Below are 16,620 nucleotides of genomic sequence, written 5' to 3' on the forward strand. Positions count from 1 at the left end.
TCCATGGGTGGGGGGAACTGCGTTCTTCTCGGGGGGAGTCACCACGTCCTCAGGGTGAGGACGTGGTCTTCTCCGGCGACCAGGTCGAGCGGTCGGGGATCGCCGGAGGAAGTCCGGAGTTCGACGCGGTGCGTGCGGTGCGGTGTGAGGACCGCACGCGCGCCGTGGGGGCCCCAGGTCAGGTCGAGTCCGGCGCCGAACCGGGTGCGTACGCCGCGCAGTTCGCCCGCCGGGAGCGCCGGGGGCACCGCCGGCAGCAGCACCAGCCGGTCGGGGGTGGACTGGACGAGCGCCTCGATCAGCAGGGCGGGCAGGGTGTGCGCGGCGTCGGCGTTGTAGACGTCGCGGCGGGGGTAGTGGGCGCTCATCAGGGAGTCGTGGAAGAAGTCGCCGTCGAGGACCGCTCCCAGGGCGTTCCCTACCCGCCGGCCGTCCCGGAGGCGGGCGGCGACCAGCGCGTGGTGCAGATGGCCGTGCGCGGAGTCGTTCTCGGCGCCGCGCAGCTCCAGGGCGCGGTGGGCGGCGGCGGCCGGCCGCGGGGTGTCGTAGGGGTTGATCTCGTCGAGCGGCCAGACACCGTACAGATGGCTGAGGTGGCGGTGGTCGTAGGAGTCGTCGAGGCCCGGCCAGGCCCATTCGGCGAGTGCCCCGTCGGCGTTGGTCCGGTGGGGCGGGAGGCGGTCGGCGAGGGCCCGCCAGCGGGCGGCCTCCTCGGGGGCCTCGGGGTGGTAGTCGGCCGCGGTGAGCAGCGCGTGCCGGGCCGCGGAGAGGTCCATGGCCGCGTTCAGCGCGCCCCAGCCGCCGTTCGCGGGCCGGTTCTCCGGTGAGTACGAGGGGACGACGACGAGCCGGCCGTCCCGGTCGGTGCGGGTGAGGAAGTCCTCGTAGAACCGGGCGACCTCGGCGAGGGCGGCGGCGGTGCGCGGGTCGCGGGCGCCGCGGGTCTCGTCGTGGTCGACGAGGGGCTTGAGCAGCCAGTCCGCGCCCGCGGTCCACAGGTGGAGCGGGTACTCGCGGCTGAAGTGGTAGGCCAGCCCGGACTCGCCGTCGGTGTGCGCGGGCGCGACCGCGCCCCGGGCGCCGAACACCGCGCGGGCGTTCGCCCGCCAGTCGTCGAGCTGACGGTGGACCAGTGAGGCGAGTGCCTCGGTGACTTCGGGCAGGGCGGCGGCCGCGGCCGAGGCGGTCTGGAGGTTGACGTTGGCGTCGTTGGTGAACGCCCCGGACCAGGCGGTGTCCCAGTCGCCGGTCCACAGGCCCGGCAGGCGCGGCGGGTTCACACCGGAGGAGGAGAGGAGGTGGTAGCGGCCCGCGGCGAAGAGCCGCTCGAGGAGGGCCGCGCTGCGCGGGCGCCGGAGCAGGTCGGAGCCGGTCATGGCGCGCTCGGCGGGGTCTGCGTGCAGGTCCAGGCTGACGCGGCGGTAGGCGGCGCGGTGCAGGGCGAGGTGGCGTTCGAGCAGGTCGTCGTAGGAGTGCGGGAGCCGGCTCAGGGCGCGCTGCTCCGCGAGGACGTCCAGTTCGCCGGTGTGCCTTCGCACCCGGGTCAGCAGCAGCACCGACGCGGCTCCCGTGACCCGCACTCCGGGAAGGGTGAGCTCGGTGCGGCCGCCGGTGGCGACGACCAGGGTGACGCCGGTGTAGGCGCGGTCGCTGTCCGGGTAGCGGGCGCGCAGGGTGAGCAGGGCCCCGGTCGTCGTGCGGACGGCGCCGTGGCCGACGGCGAGGCCGGCGGGGACGCCGGGGAGCCGGTGGTCCAGCTCGATGTCCAGGTCGAGGCCGGTGACCTGCTGGACGATCACGTCGTCGGCGCGGGAGACGAACACCCGGCCGACGGCACCCGTACGGGTCGCGACGGTCTCGCCGGTGGTGAAGTCGACGTACCGCAACTGCCCGCCGTCGCGGCGCGGCTCGTCGGCGGGTGTGCGGCGCACGCTCATCCGGAAGGCCGGGTGGAAGGGCTGGACCCACTGCAGCGGGCGGTGGTCGGTGAAGCTCTCGGCGGCCGTGGTCTCACCGGCGAGCAATCTGTCCTGCAGCGCCGGGAGTTCGTCGGCCAGCTCGGGCGGCCCGGCGTGTTCGGAGCCGTTGGGGCGGACCAGCTCGTGATGGGTGACGACGACACGTTCGTCGTCGGGGTCGCCGAACACGAGGACGCCGTGGCGGCCGTTGCCGCTGAGGAAGGCGTCCTCCCAGCGGGCCGCGGGCCGGCTCTCCCAGGTGCCGTGCACGGGGCCGTCGGCGCCGCCCAGGGCGGCCGGGACGGGTGGGGCGGTCATGGGCGCAGCACCGCCACGCCGTAGCGGCCCAGCCGGACCTCGTCCGTGACGGTCGTGCCGGTCAGCAGGTCGTGATGGGTGCCGGCGAGGGCGACGGTCACGGGCTCGCGGCCGTGATGGAGCAGGAAGAGCAGGTCGCCGCGGCGCACGGCCTCGACGCCGGGCGGGAGGCCTTCGAGGACGGGTCGGGCGCCCGCCTCGGCGGCGATCCGCGCGAGCAGCGTGCGCAGGGCGTCGGGTTCGGGGAGGGTGGACAGGTACCAGGCGCCCTCCCGGCGCAGGACGGCGGGCATCCCCGCCAGCTCGCCCCGCCGGTAGACGTTCTCGACGCGGGCGTCCGCGGTCGGCTCCAGTTCCTCGGACCACAGGGTGCCGCGGAAGCCGTCGGCCTCCACGGTCTCCCCCGGGTCCAGCGGCCACCATTCGTGCAGGACGCGGATGCCGAACAGCTCGCGCAGCCGGGCGTCCATGCCGCCGTCGCGTACCCGGTCGTCCTCGTCGGCGACGCCGGTCAGGAACCCGCAGACGAGGGTTCCGCCGCCGCGGACGTAGCCGAGGAGGTTGTCGATCGCATCGTCGGTGAGGGCGTACAGCTGCGGGGCGAGGACCATCCGGTAGCCGGACAGGTCGTGCTCGGGGTGGGCGAAGTCGGCGGTGAGGTTGTTCTCCCACAGGGCCCGGTGCCAGGCGGTGAGGACGGCCGGCAGGTCGACCTCGGCGGACGGACGGGCGTCCTGGGCGCCGGCCCACCAGGCGTGCCAGTCGTGCAGGACGGCGACCTCGGCGGTGATGTGCCGGTCCGCCGTGTGCGGGCCGAGTTTCGCGAGGTCGGCGCCGAGCTGCTTGACCTCCTGGAAGGTGCGGCCCCGCTCGCCCGCGTGGCTGACCATCCCGGAGTGGAACTTCTCCGCGCCCTGCCGGGACTGCCGCCACTGGAAGTAGCAGACGGCGTCCGCGCCGCGGGCCACCGCCTGCAGGGACCACAGGCGGTTCATGCCGCGCGGCTTGGGGTGGTTGACGCCGCGCCAGTTGACCGGTCCGGCCGCCTGCTCCATCAGCATCCAGGGTCCGCGTGCCTGGGAGCGGGTCAGGTCCTGGACCATGGCGGCGGACTGGGCGCCGAAGGGGTCGCGGGGGTCGGGGTAGAGGTCGACGGAGACGACGTCCTCCTCCTCGGCCCAGCGCCAGGCGTCCTGGCCGATCCACAGCGGCATGAAGTTGGTGGTGACCGGCAGGTGCGGGGTGTGCCGGGCGACGATGTCGCGTTCGGCGCGGTAGCACTCCAGGAGCATGTCGGAGGTGAAGCGCCGGAAGTCCAGCACCTGGGTCGGGTTCTTCAGGTAGTGCGGGGTGCGCGGGGGCAGGATGCCGTCCCAGGTGTCGTAGCCCTGGGACCAGAACGCCGTGCCCCAGGCGGTGTTGAGGGCGTCGAGGGTGCGGTACCTCTCGCGCAGCCAGCGCCTGAAGGCGGTGGCGGCCTCGTCGCCGTGGTCGAAGGTGCAGTACTCGTTGTTGATGTGCCACATGGTGAGGGCGGGGTGGCCGCCGTAGCGGGCGGCCAGGTCCTCGGTGATGGCGGCGGCGTAGCGCCGATAGGTGGCGCTGGAGTGCGAGAAGTGCTGGCGGCCGCCCCACCACTCGACGCGGCCGTCCTCGGTGGTGGGCAGGGTCTCCGGGTGCAGCCGGCCCATCCAGGGCGGGGGCGAGGCGGTGGGGGTGGCGAGGACGACGCCGACGCCGCCCGCGTGCAGCAGGTCCATCAGCGTGTCCAGCCAGCCGAACTCCCTTGCTCCCGGCTCAGGTTCGAGTCGCGACCAGGAGAAGACGCCGAGCGTGACGGAGTTGACGCCGGCGTCCCGCATCAGCCGGACGTCCTCGTGCCAGGTCTCCTCGGGCCACTGCTCGGGGTTGTAGTCGCCGCCGAAGAGGATGCGACCGCGGGTGGCGTCGCCCAGGTGCGGCATCAGACGGGCTCCCCGTACTGGATGCCGCGGCCGTTGGTGGCGATGTAGACGCGGCCGTACAGCCGCGGGTCGGCGGCGATGGTCGCGCCGATCCAGCCCCACTGGTGGCGGTCGTCGTTGATCCGCACCCAGGTCTGGGCGCCGTCGTCGGAGCGGTAGACGGCGGTGATCGTCTCCGTCGAGCCGACCTGGTAGACCGCCGGGTAGGCGGCGCCGGCGGCGGCCTTGCCGAAGGCGAGGGTGTAGGAGGCCCAGCAGCTGGTCAGCTTGGTGAAGACCGCCCCGCCGTCGGTGGATCGGTAGAGCCCGTTCCACTTGGTGCTCAGCCACAGGTCGCCGGACCGGCCCGGGGCGGCGGCCAGTTGGAACTGGTTGTCTCCGGACGGCAGTCCGCCCGCGCGCGCGGTGAACGTGAGACCGCGGTCCGTGCTGGCGAACAGGGTGCCGGTGTCGGTGTCGTACGCGTAGAAGCGCGTCGGGTCGGCCGGGTCGGCGAGCGGGGTGGCGCCCTTGGGGAAGGAGGCGACCTCGGACCAGGTCGCGCCGTTGTCGGTGGAGCGCTGCGCGGGGTGCTTGGTGCCGTCCCAGTGCACGAAGGACCACAGCAGCACGCTGCCGTCGCTGTTGGTCGCGATCGGCCCGGGGGCGTCCTTGGCGATCGCGGGCTGGGCCGCGAAGGGCGCCCAGGTCTTCCCGCCGTCGTGGGAGTACGCGCCGTTGCCGTGGTCGCCGAAGCCGGTGCGCACGACGTACGAGGGCCTGGCCGCGGCCTGGGCGAGCCCCGTCGCCGTTCCGAACACGGGGTTCGCCGCCGTACCGCGGGACGGTGAGGCCGTGAGCCGCTCGTGGTACATCACGCCGACGTCCCCGAGTCCGCTGACCAGGTGCGCCGTCCCGGTCGGGGGCGAGATCAACTGGCGTACCGAGGTCTGCTCCAGGCCGCGGATCTGCGGGGCCCAGTGCTTCAGGTCCCGGGTGCCGTAGAGGGTGGCGCCGGTGCCGTACACGACGTGCTTCGAGTCGTGGGGGTCCACGGCGACGGCCTGGATCCACCAGCCGAACTTGGGCGCGTCGGCGCCGAAGGTGAGGAACGGGGTCTCGGAGACGTCGAGGACCGCGGAGTCCTTGAGCGACGTCCAGGTGCGGCCGCCGTTCGTGGTCCGGTACAGGGTGTCGACGGCGGCCCAGCGGTCGTTCGTGGAGACGACGAGGGTGCCGGGGCGCCGGGCGTCGACGGCGACGCCTCCGTAGGCGAAGGTGTCGGTGGAGCCGTCGCCCGCGGTCCCGCCCGGCGCGACCGGGGTCACGTCGGTCCACCTCCCACCGGCGGTCGCCAGCTTGTGCACACTGCCGTCGGACTGTCCGTTGGGGCCGGGCGCGTTGGCGTACGTCACGTACAGCTCACGGGTGTGGCAGTCGTACGCGGCCCGGACCGGGAGCTTGGCGGAGGCGCCGGAGGGCTGTCCCGGAACGGCCTGCCAGGTGCTGCCGTCGGTCGTGCGGTACAGGTTGGGCGCCGTGCCGTCGGAGTCGCCCCAGCCGGCGTACAGGGCGCGGCCGGCGGCGACGAGCAGCGTGACGCCCTGCCCGGTGGCGGACGGCGTCGCGGGGAACCCGGCCGCGGCCGCCCAGGTCGCCCCCCGGTCGGTCGACTTCAGCAGGCCGTCGTGGCGGGTTCCCAGCCACAGGGTGTCGCTGTCGCGCGGATCGACCAGCAGCCGCTCTCCCGTGCCCCGGCCGTCCTCGTTGCTGCCGAGCTTCACGGTGAGGTCGGTGCGGGTCCAGGTGGCGCCGCGGTCCTCGGAGCGCAGGATCGCGCCGTTGCCGGCCCAGGACTGGGCGTAGGTGCCGAGGGCCAGGTAGACACGGTTCGGATGCGCGGGGTCGACGGCGAGAGCCTCCACGCCGAGCAGGTTCCAGTCGTCCCAGCCGAGGTGGTCGGTGAGGGGCGTCCAGCGGGCGGTCCGGTCGTCCCAGCGGTAGGCGCCGCCCATGTCCGTGCGGGCGTAGGCGAGACCGCGCACGGCGGGGTGGAAGAGGACGCCGGTGATGAATCCGGTGCCGCCGATGACGGCGTTGCGCCAGCGGTAGGCGGGGGCGGCGACGCCCTCGGCCGCTTCGGCGCGCCCCTGCACCGACGGGAGTCCGGTGAGCGCGGCGGCGGCAGCGGTGCCGGCGAGGACGGTGCGGCGGCTGAGCGGGGTGGCGTGCATGGGGTACCTCGCAGGGTGGGTTCTCGGTTCGTGGGGTGCTGCCGGAGGCGCCGGCCCGCGGGATGCGTGTGGGGCTCCGGGTGCGGGGCCGAGGCGGTGTGCACGGGTGGGGGCGCCCCCGGGTGCGGGGTCGCGGCGGTGTGCGGCTTCGCCGCGCGGGCGCGGCCGGCCACGGACCGGCGCACGAGCGCACGGCCCGAAGGTCTCGGACGAACCGGCCTCACCGGCGGGGCCGCTAGCCCTTCACCGCGCCGGTGAGCATGCCCTTCTTGAAGTGCTTCTGGACGAACGGGGACAGCACGGCGACCGGCAGCAGCGCCATCACCATGACCGCCATCTGCACGGCGAGACCCGACAGCTGACCGGTCTTGATGGCCTGGCCCAGGCCGACCGGGGCCTCCTGCTTCTGCACCAGCTGGATCATGACGTTCTGCAGCGGCATCATGTCCTGGTCGTTGAGGTACAGCGACGCGTTGAACCAGGCGCTCCAGTAGCCGACGGCGTAGAAGAGCGTGATCACGGCCAGCACCGCCCTCGACAGAGGCATGATGATCTGCCACAGGATCCGGAAGTCCCCGGCCCCGTCGATCCGCGCGCTGTCGATGAGTTCCTGCGAGATGCCCGTGAAGAAGCCGCGCAGGACCAGGATGTTGAACACGCTGATCGCGCTCGGCAGGATCAGCGCGAGGTAGGTGTCGGTCAGGCCGAGCGACTGCACCAGGAGATAGGTCGGGATCAGGCCGGCGCTGAAGAACATCGTCGCCAGCAGGATCATCAGGATCCAGCGGTGCGCGAGCGAACCCGGGCGCGAGAGCCCGTAGGCGCACAGCACGGAGACGCTCATCGAGAAGAGGGTGCCGACGACGGTGATCAGCACGCTGATCACCGCCGCCCTCGTCACCTGTCCACCGCTGAGCAGCTCCTGGTAGGCGACGAAGGTGATGCCCTTGGGGATCATCACCAGGCCGCCGGCCTCGTCGATCGTCCTGCGTGAGGAGAGGCTGGTGACGACGACGATCCAGATGGGGAAGACGATGCCGAAGCAGGCGAGCGCGAGGACGATTCCCTTGCCCGCGAGGCCCGCCTTGCCGGGCTCCTCCTCCCAGGCCGGACGGGGCGGGGCCGCCCACCGGCCGGGCCGGTCCGCCGTCGCCTTGCCGAGGACCGCCGCCTTGTCGAGGACCGTGCTCACTTCTTGTACACCCCCTGCTCGCCCATGAGATGGGCCACCTTGTTCGCGGCGAGGACCAGTCCGAGACTGACGACGCCCTTGACCAGCCCTGCGGCGGCCGCGTATCCGAAGTCCTGGTTGCGCACGCCGTTCCACCAGACGAAGGTGTCCAGCACCTCCGAGGCTCCCGGCCCGACCGCGTCACGTTGCAGCAGGATCTGTTCGAAGCCGACCGTCAGCGCGTCCCCCACCCGCAGCACCAGGAGCAGCGCGATCACCGGCCGCAGCGCGGGCAGCGTCACGTGCCAGGTACGGCGCCAGCGCCCGGCGCCGTCCATCGCGGCGGCCTCGTAGAGGTCCGTCGGGACGGAGGAGAGCGCGGCGAGGAAGACGATGATCCCCCAGCCCGCGTCCTTCCACACGCTCTCCGCCGTGACGAGGTACTTGAAGGTGTTCGGGTCGGTCATGATGTCGAGGCCGTCGTAGCCGTGCTGGCGCAGGAGTTGCGACAGGATGCCCGCGCCGCCGAACAGCTGCTGGAACACCGCGATGACCAGCACCCAGGAGAAGAAGTGCGGCAGGTAGAGGATCGCCTGCGAGAGCGCCCGCACCCTCGGCCTGACCACGCTGTTGATCACCAGGGCGAGGACGATCGGGATCGGGAAGTACAGCACGAGCTGGAGGAAGAAGAGGACCAGGGTGTTCTGCACCGCGTTCCAGAACGCCGAGTCCTCGAAGATGCGCTGGAAGTTCTCCAGGCCCACCCAGGGACTGTGCAGCATCGAGACGATGCCGTTGTCGCTGATGTACGGGTCGTAGTCCTGGAACGCGACGATGTTGCCCAGGATCGGGAGGTAGTTGAAGACCAGGAGCAGCACGAGGGCCGGCAGGGTCATCAGGAGCAGGGTCCGGTCCCGCCGGAACCGCAGCCGCAGGCTCTGCTTCCCGGTGGGGCCTGTCTCCTTCCGCGCGCCGGTGTCACCGCCGGCCGGCGCCGGGATCCGCGGCGGTCGGGCTTTCGTCGTCTTGGCCCCGCTTCGAGGCACCGTGCTGTGGGACACGGCCGTTCTCCTCGCCTCGCTGCCGGTCAGCCCGCCGCCGGACCGTTGTCGTCGAGCAGCTTCTGGTACCAGTCGCGCAGCTTGTCGCCGCCCTTGCTCTTCCAGTCGGAGACGGCCTGCTGCATGTCGCTGATCTTCTTGCGGCCGCGGGTGACGTCGTCCTCCAACTGCTCGAAGTCGTTGGAGAGGTTGGTGTAGCGGGCCGGCTCGGTGATCTGCATGCCGTAGAAGGAGGACTTCTTGGTGAAGCCGCCCGCGCGCTGCTGCCACTCGACCTGCGCCTTGGCGACCGCGGGGAAGTCGGGGTGCGCGATGGTGGCGGCGGGGCTCGCGACCATGACGTACGCGTTCGACACCTCGTTGTTGCCCAGGTCGGTCTTGACCGGGACACCGTCCTTGACGGTGTAGTGGGTTCCCTCCACGCCGTAGTTGGTCATCATGTACTCCTTGGTGCCGTACGGCGCGGCGGTGACGTTGGCCACGGCCAGCACGTCACGGATGACCGACTCGGACGCCTTCTTGTTGACGAAGGCGAAGATGCCGGCCGGCTGTTCGGCCCAGAGGGTGGGGTCGCCGCCGTCGTGCGCGAAGACGTCCATCCCCCAGATCTTGAACTGCGGGTTCTGGGTGGCCTGTTCGGCGGTGCGGCCCCACCACTGGCTGATGTTGTTGGCGTAGATCAGGAACTCGCCCGCCGCGAACTTGGGGCCGGGGTCGGGGGCCGTCTTGCCCAGTTCGCCGTCGGGGTGCACCACTTTGGCGGCGAACAGCTTGCGGGTCCACTCCAGTGCCTCGAGGTACTCGTCGGTCTCGATGCGGTTGACGAGCTTGCCGTCGACGAGGTTCCAGCCGAGCGGCTTCTCGCTGCCGGAGAGCACGCCGAACATCTGCCAGGCGGTCCACTTCATGTCCAGGCAGGCCCACCGCTTGGCCTTGGCGTTGGTGATCTCCTTGGCCAGGGCCATGAACTCGTCCGCCGAGCGCGGTACCTGGTAGCCCTCCTTGTCGAAGATGTCCTTGCGGTAGAGGGGCACGATGCTGGGGACGTACGGTGCGGGCATCGGCAGACCGCGCAGCTTGCCGCCGAAGATGGAGCGCTGCCAGGCGTCCGTCGGGATCGCCGCGAGGTTCGGGTACTCCTTGACCTTGTCGCCGGACAGGTAGGGGCCGAGGTCGGCGAACTTGCTGAGGATGGCGCTGGGTATCTTGCCGCCCATGTTCCAGCCGGGGACGACCACCACGTCGGGCACCTCGCTGGAGGCGAGGACCGCGCCGAGCTTCTGGTCGTAGGTGTTGCCGTCCTGGTTCTGCCAGACGACGTCGACGCCGATGAGGTCGTTCATCCCCTTGTAGTAGGCGTTCGTGCCCTTGGGCGGGGAGCCCCAGAACGGCGACATGATCGTGACCTTGCCGCCCTTGCCGAGCTTCTTGGGCACCGAGTCCTTCAGCGTCGCCAGGTCCAGTTTGCCGGTGAACCCGATCGCCGAGCCGTTCTTGGCCGGGATGTCCGGCGTCACCACGTTGCTGGCCACGAAGGCGGGGAGGATCTTCTTGGCGTCCTTGCCCGACGTGGTGCCGTCGCGCGAGCCGCTCTCCGAACCGCCGCAGGCGGCGAGCAGTGGCATCCCTCCCGCCACCGCTGCGGTGGCGACCGCCGTGGAGGCGAGGAAGCTTCTCCGGCTCGGCCCGGAGGAGGCGGAAGCGGCGTTCGGCGTCATTGCGTCAACCCTTCATGGCGCACCAGGACACCCGGCGGTGGCCGTCGGCTGCGGTGTCTCGAGTGGAACTGGCTGAGCTGAAGCGGTTCCTGCGGCCCCATACGCTGAGGCTTTTCAGTCGAAGCGCTTCGATGTTGCTGCGAGGTTAAGTGAACACCCGAGGGCGCACAAGGGTCGTCCCCAAGTTTCCTCCGAGGCATCCGGGGTGACCTGTTCGTATGCACCGCTTGAAATAAGCGTGAGGTCCCCTTGACACCCACCGGTACGCCGAATGAGCATCGAAGCGCTTCGAAAGAGCCAGCTCGCTCCATCGCAAAGGGAACCCCACGTGACCGCACACACGCCGCCCACGCCGCCTTTCCGCGATCCGCGGCTGCCGTTCGCGAAGCGCATCGACGACCTGCTGTCCCGGCTGACCCTGGACGAGAAGGTCTCCTTCCTGCACCAGTTCGCCCCGGCCGTCGAGCGGCTCGGCGTCGAGGCGTTCCGCACCGGCCAGGAGGCGCTGCACGGCGTCGCGTGGATGGGCCCGGCGACGGTGTTCCCGCAGGCCGTCGGGTTGGGAGCGACCTGGAACACCGATCTGGTACGGCGGGTCGGCGAGGCGGTGTCCAAGGAGGTACGGGCGATGCGCGCCCTCGACGAGCGCGTCGGGCTGAACGTCTGGGCCCCCACCGTCAACCTGCTGCGCCACCCCCTGTGGGGCCGCAACGAGGAGGGCTACTCGGAGGACCCGAAGCTGACGTCCGCCATCGCCACCGCGTACACCCACGGCCTGCGCGGAGACCACCCGACGTACTGGCGCACGGCCCCCGTCCTCAAGCACTGGCTCGCGCACAACAACGAGACGGACCGCGCCCTCACCTCGTCGTCGGTGCGTCCCCGGGTGCTCCACGAGTACGATCTGCGCGCCTTCCGCGACACCGTCGAGGCGGGCGCGGTGGCGGGCGTGATGCCCGCGTACAACCTGGTCAACGGCCGCCCCAACCACGTCTCGCCGTATCTGCGCGAGCAGCTGCGGGCCTGGACCGACGAGGACCTGATGGTCTGCTCCGACGCGGGCGCGCCGTCCAACCTGGTCGACTCCGAGCACTACTTCGACACCCACGAGGAGGCTACGGCGGCCTCGTTGCTCGCCGGCGTGGACAGCTTCACCGACCACGGCACCGACGGCTCGAAGATCGTCGCCCGGGTCCGGGGCGCCCTGGAGCAGGGCCTGCTCACCGAGGCGGACGTCGACACGGCGGTCCGCCGCCAGCTCTCGGTCCGCTTCCGGCTCGGCGAGTTCGACCCGCACGACGACCCGCACGCGGGGACCGGCGAGTTCGACACCCCGGCGCACCGCGCGCTCGCCGGCAAGGCCGCCGAGCAGGCGGTGGTGCTGCTGCGCAACGACGGCGTGCTGCCGCTGGCCGCCGACACCCGGATCGCGGTGGTCGGACTGCTCGCTGACGAGTGCAAGGTCGACTGGTACAGCGGCACGCCGATCCACCGCTCCACCCCGCTGGAGGGGCTGTACGAGCGGTTCGGCGCCGAGCGGGTCGAGTTCGCCGAGGGCGTGGACCGGGTCCTGCTGAAGACCTCGGCCGGAGCGTTCCTGAAGGTCCCCGCCACGCCCGAGGCCTGCGACGAGGTGCGCGGCGCCGAGGGCGCCCTCGACCCTGCGCTGCTGGCCGGCCGCACCGACCTGCCGCCGCTGACCGCGGACGCCGAGGGCACGGAGCTGGCGCTGGTGGACTGGGGCGAGGGCGTGCTGACGCTGCGCGCCCCCGACGGCCGCTACCTCTCGGTCGCCGAGGACGGCCTGCTGCGCGCCTCCGCGGACCAGCCCGGCGGCTGGATCGTGCAGGAGACGTTCCGCCTGGAACCCCACGGAAACGGTCACCTCCTGCTGCACCTGGGCACGGGTCGTCACGTGTGTGTCGCCGCCGACGATGTGCGGGTTGCCGGACCGGACGCGGAGACCGGGGGGAGCCCCGAGGTCTTCGAGCTCATCGTCGTCGAATCAGGCGAGAGCGCAGTGACCCGGATCACCGCCGGGGCCGACGTGGTCGTGGTGGTGGCCGGCAACGACCCGCACATCAACGGCCGGGAGACCGAGGACCGCACCACGCTGCGCCTGCCGGCCCACCAGGAGCGGCTGCTTGCGGCCGCCCGGGCGGCGCAGGCGCGCACGGTGCTGGTGCTGGTGTCGGCGTACCCGTACGCGTTCGAGCCCGGCCCGCTGTCCGCGGCGCTGTGGACAGCGCACGGCGGCCAGGCCGCGGGGGCCGCCCTGGCGCGCGTCCTGGCCGGCGACGTCTCCCCGGCCGGCCGCCTGCCGCAGACCTGGTACGCCGACGACGCGGACCTGCCCGACCTGCTGGACTACGACGTGATCGGCGCCCGGCAGACCTACCTCTACTTCGAGGGCGCCGCGCTGTTCCCGTTCGGGCACGGCCTGTCGTACGCCTCGTTCGCGTACACCGATCTCGCGGTGCGGGTGAGGGACGGGAGGGCGCACGTCGCCTGCACGCTGACCAACACCGGCGACATGACGGCCGACGAGGTCGTCCAACTGTACGCCCGCGCCGTGGACCCGTCGGTCGTCCGCCCGCGCCGTGAGCTGCTCGACTGCCGCCGGATCACCCTGGTCCCCGGGGCGAGCACGGACGTCGCCTTCGACGTGCCGCTGTCCGCCTTCGCGTTCTGGGACGTGGCGCGGGGCGGGCCGCGTCTGGAGCCGGGCCCGTACGAACTGCTGGTCGGCGCGTCCAGCGAGGACGTCCGCCTGCGCGCGACCGCCGTACTCGACGGCGAGCCGACGGCGCCGCGCGCGGTGCGCGCGGACGGACTCGCGGCGGCCGACTTCGACGAGCAGGGCGGCACCGAGATCGTCGACCGCACGAAGGAGTCGGGCGACGCGGTGACGCCGGTCGACGGAGGGGCGGGCGAACTGCTCTACCGCGCCTGCGACTTCGGCGCGGGCGCGGACACACCGGGGGTGACGGCGGTGACGGTGACGGCGTCCGGCCGGGGCACGGTGGAGCTGTCCCTGGACGGCGGCCCGGTGCTGGCCACGGTGGCCCTCGGCACTCCCACGCCGGGCCCGTACGCCTATGTCACCGTGGACGCGCCCTTCGTCGCGGACGGCGTCCGCGACCTGCGCCTCGGACTGCGCGGCCCACTGCGGCTCGCGCACGTCGGCTTCTCCGGTTGAGGGTCCGGACGAGGCCGGCAGCAAGAAGGGGCCCGGCGCCGGAAGGCAGCGGCGCCGGGCCCCTTCGGGGACGGCGTGTGAGCGCCGACCCGAAGACTATATGAAAATGGTTCCCATTAGCTAGAGGGTTCCGGACGGCCGGGATCCGGCCGGTCGGGGGCCGACCGGCTCAGAGCGCGAGCCCCGTCAGCACCAGCACCCGCTCGTAGGTGTAGTCCTCCATCGCGAACCGGACGCCCTCGCGGCCCACGCCGGACTGCTTGGCGCCGCCGTACGGCATCTGGTCGGCGCGGTAGGAGGGCACGTCGCCGATGACGACGCCGCCGACCTCGAGCGCGCGGTGGGCGCGGAAGGCCGCCTGGACGTCATGGGTGAACACGCCCGCCTGGAGGCCGTACTTGGAGGAGTTGACAGCCGCGAAGGCCTCGGCCTCGCCGTCGGCGCGCTGCACGGTGAGGACCGGTCCGAAGACCTCCTCGCAGGCGACCTTGGTGTCGGCCGGCACGTCGACCAGCACGGTCGGCGCGTAGGTGGCGCCGTCGCGCTCACCGCCGGTCAGGAGCTTCGCCCCCGCCGCGACGGCCTCGTCCACCCATGTCTCGACCCGCCGGGCCGCGTCCTCGCTGACCAGCGGGCCGACGTCGGTCGCGGCGTCCGACGGGTCGCCGGTGACCTGCGCCTCGACGGCGGCGACGATGCGCGGCAGCAGCCGGTCGTACACGGAGGCGTCCGCGATGACCCGCTGCACGGAGATGCAGGACTGACCGCCCTGGTAGTTGGAGAAGGTCGCGATGCGGGTGGCGGCCCAGTCGAGGTCGGCGTCGCTCGCGAAGTCGCCGAGGACGACGGCCGCGCCGTTGCCGCCCAGCTCCAGGGTGCAGTGTTTGCGCGGCACCGAGTCCATGATCGCGTAGCCGACCTTCTCGGAGCCGGTGAAGGAGATCACGGGCAGCCGCTCGTCCTGGACGAGGGCCGGCATGCGGTCGTTGGAGACCGGCAGGATCGACCAGGAACCGACGGGCAGCTCGGTCTCGGCGAGCAGCTCGCCGATGACCAGAGCGGACAGCGGGGTCGCCGGGGCGGGCTTCAGGATGATCGGCGCGCCGGCCGCGATGGCCGGGGCGATCTTGTGGGCGCACAGGTTCAGCGGGAAGTTGAACGGCGCGATGCCGAGCACCACGCCCTTCGGGAAGCGCCGGGTGAGCGCGAGCCGCCCCTGGCCGCCGGCGTCGGTGTCGAGCCGCTGGGCCTCGCCGCCGTTGAACCGACGGGCCTCCTCGGCCGCGAAGCGGAACACGGAGACGGCCCGGCCGACCTCCCCGCGCGCCCACTTGACGGGCTTGCCGTTCTCGGCGGAGATCAGCCGCGCGATCTCCTCGGTGCGCTCGGCGAGCCGCTTGCTGACGTGGTCGAGGGCGGCGGCGCGCACATGGGCCGGGGTGGCGGCGAACTCGTCCCGCACGGCGTACGCGGCGGCGACGGCCTCCTCGACCTGCGCGTCCGTCGGCACGCCGACCCTGCCGACGAGACGGCCGTCCCACGGGGAGGTGACGTCGAAGCTGTCCTCACCGGTGACCTGGCGTCCGGCGAGCCAGAAGGCGTGGGTGGCCCCCACGTTCGTTTCCTGGGGCATGGTCGAGTCCCGGCCCTTCCGCTTAGGGGGTGTCCTGTGGCTTTCGTGGTCCACGGTAGGGGCGTGAGGCCGAGGGGGCGCTTGTCCGAGTCGTACGGGTGGGCGGCTCGGGTGCGACGGTTTGGCGTGGTCGGCGGCGTTCCCGTGCGGGGCCGTGTTCCCGTGCGGGGCCGTGTTCCCGTGCCGGGCCGCCTTCCCGTGCCGGGCCGCCTTCCCGTGCCGGGCCGCCTTCCCTTGCCGGGCCGCGTTCCCTTGCCGGGCCGTGTTCCGGCGCCGGGCGGCCCCGTTCCCGTGCGGACAGGAGCCACAGCGCTCCGAGCAGCACCGTGCACAGACACCAGCTGGCCACCACGTCCAGCGGCCAGTGGTAGCCGCGCCGGACCAGCCCGAAGGAGACGGCGAGGACGAGGAGCGCGCTCACGGCCGCGGCAGCCCGGCGGGCGGTCGCGGTCCGCAGCCACGGCAGCAGGACCAGCACCGCCGAACCGTAGGCGACGGCCGCCGTCGCCGTGTGCCCGGAGGGGTAGTAGCCGGTGGCGGGCGGCACGGCGGGCGTGCCGGGCCGGTCGGTCCACTCCTTGAGGGGGACGACGATCAGCGGCACCAGCAGCATCAGGCCCAGCGCCGCGACCGGCGGCGCCCACCACCGCGCCCCGCCCGCCGCACTCCCCCGCCGGGCCGCGTACCCGGCGGCCAGCACCAGCACGGGCACCGCGATCTGCACCTCGCCCAGGTCGGCCAGCAGCTCGGAGACCCGGTCGGGGTGGACGAGGGCCCGGCTGAGGCGTTCGTCCGCGCGCAGCAGCGGTCCGCCGACGGCGACCTGCCAGGTGATCACCGCGAAGAGGACGGCGGGCAGACCGCAGAGAAGGCCGACGAGGGGGCGGCCGAAACGGTGACCGGGGTGGGGGCCGGAGCGGGGGCCGGCGGGGGGGCCGAGTGGCGGGCGGCTCGGACGGGACGACATGGCCCACAGCTTGTCAGCTTGTCGGAGCGGCCGTCCGGCGGAGGACGACCGAAAAAGACCCCGGAGCGCATCCGGGGTCTTTCCGCGTGGTCGGCGCGTGGAGAAGGAGGTCGGCCGCCCCGGAACAGGGGGGATTGTTCCGGGGTGGCCGTCCGGACCGGAGATGCCGGCCGCCCCGGGGGGTTTGGGGCGGGCGACCGTCCGATCGGTGGAGATCCGAAGCCTGAAGCTCCGGTTGTGTGCGCGAGGGCACGACCAGGTCGAAGCTGGGGAAACCCCGGCCTGGAATCCGCCCACGGTCTCCCGCGGGCGGGGTGTATCTCTCATCCGGGTAGAACCTACGGCAGCGGCAGACCGTTCGACAGGTCGTCTGCCGTCCCGCCATCCTCCTCGCACACCTTCTTCACACGCTGTGCGG

8 protein-coding genes and 1 pseudogene are annotated in these 16,620 nt (G+C 72.4%); 1 reads left to right on the top strand and 8 read right to left on the bottom strand.

Translation table 11 applies throughout. The features are described from left to right. Positions 1–38 precede the first annotated feature (38 nt). From C6376_RS01010 to C6376_RS01035, 6 genes are all read right to left on the bottom strand, one after another. Positions 39–2,276, bottom strand: coding sequence for a glycoside hydrolase N-terminal domain-containing protein (locus C6376_RS01010; RefSeq protein ID WP_107441663.1), 2,238 nt, complete (start codon positions 2,274–2,276; stop codon positions 39–41). Further along, positions 2,273–4,240 carry a beta-galactosidase gene (locus C6376_RS01015; RefSeq protein ID WP_107441664.1) on the bottom strand — a complete coding sequence of 656 codons (1,968 nt, stop codon included), beginning with the start codon at positions 4,238–4,240 and terminating at the stop codon, positions 2,273–2,275. The genes C6376_RS01010 and C6376_RS01015 overlap by 4 nt, the downstream gene beginning before the upstream one ends. Continuing rightward, positions 4,240–6,453 carry a sialidase family protein gene (locus C6376_RS01020; RefSeq protein WP_107441665.1) on the bottom strand — a complete coding sequence of 738 codons (2,214 nt, stop codon included), beginning with the start codon at positions 6,451–6,453 and terminating at the stop codon, positions 4,240–4,242. The genes C6376_RS01015 and C6376_RS01020 overlap by 1 nt, the downstream gene beginning before the upstream one ends. Positions 6,454–6,688: 235 nt before the next feature. Continuing rightward, entirely contained in the window at positions 6,689–7,645 is a 957-nt protein-coding gene (locus C6376_RS01025) for a carbohydrate ABC transporter permease (RefSeq protein ID WP_107441666.1), read from the bottom strand. Beyond that, entirely contained in the window at positions 7,642–8,685 is a 1,044-nt protein-coding gene (locus C6376_RS01030; RefSeq protein WP_107441667.1) for a sugar ABC transporter permease, read from the bottom strand. Before C6376_RS01030 ends, C6376_RS01025 begins: the two co-directional genes overlap by 4 nt. A gap of 26 nt (positions 8,686–8,711) precedes the next feature. Then, complete coding sequence (locus C6376_RS01035) at positions 8,712–10,403, bottom strand: extracellular solute-binding protein (protein ID WP_107441668.1); 1,692 nt, start codon at positions 10,401–10,403, stop codon at positions 8,712–8,714. A 328-nt stretch (positions 10,404–10,731) separates the two neighbouring features. On the opposite strand from C6376_RS01035, the gene C6376_RS01040 reads away from it, so the two are divergent. Then, positions 10,732–13,602 (top strand): glycoside hydrolase family 3 C-terminal domain-containing protein, encoded by a 2,871-nt coding sequence (locus tag C6376_RS01040; RefSeq protein WP_107441669.1) that lies wholly within the window; start codon positions 10,732–10,734, stop codon positions 13,600–13,602. Between the two features lie 169 nt (positions 13,603–13,771). Here C6376_RS01040 and C6376_RS01045 read toward each other — a convergent pair whose 3' ends face one another. Next, complete coding sequence (locus tag C6376_RS01045) at positions 13,772–15,217, bottom strand: aldehyde dehydrogenase family protein (RefSeq protein ID WP_107441670.1); 1,446 nt, start codon at positions 15,215–15,217, stop codon at positions 13,772–13,774. Positions 15,218–15,566: 349 nt separating this feature from the next. After that, positions 15,567–16,529, bottom strand: a pseudogene (locus C6376_RS01050) (phosphatase PAP2 family protein); the annotation flags it as partial. Positions 16,530–16,620 lie beyond the last annotated feature (91 nt).

The organism is Streptomyces sp. P3 (assembly GCF_003032475.1).
GTDB lineage: Bacteria > Actinomycetota > Actinomycetes > Streptomycetales > Streptomycetaceae > Streptomyces.

Excerpts from the sequence above, each read along its gene's own strand:
- C6376_RS01010 (WP_107441663.1), bottom strand. The coding sequence starts at position 2,276 with ATGACCGCCCCACCCGTCCCGGCCGCCCTGGGCGGCGCCGACGGCCCC.
- C6376_RS01015 (WP_107441664.1), bottom strand. The coding sequence starts at position 4,240 with ATGCCGCACCTGGGCGACGCCACCCGCGGTCGCATCCTCTTCGGCGGC.
- C6376_RS01020 (WP_107441665.1), bottom strand. The coding sequence starts at position 6,453 with ATGCACGCCACCCCGCTCAGCCGCCGCACCGTCCTCGCCGGCACCGCT.
- C6376_RS01035 (WP_107441668.1), bottom strand. The coding sequence starts at position 10,403 with ATGACGCCGAACGCCGCTTCCGCCTCCTCCGGGCCGAGCCGGAGAAGC.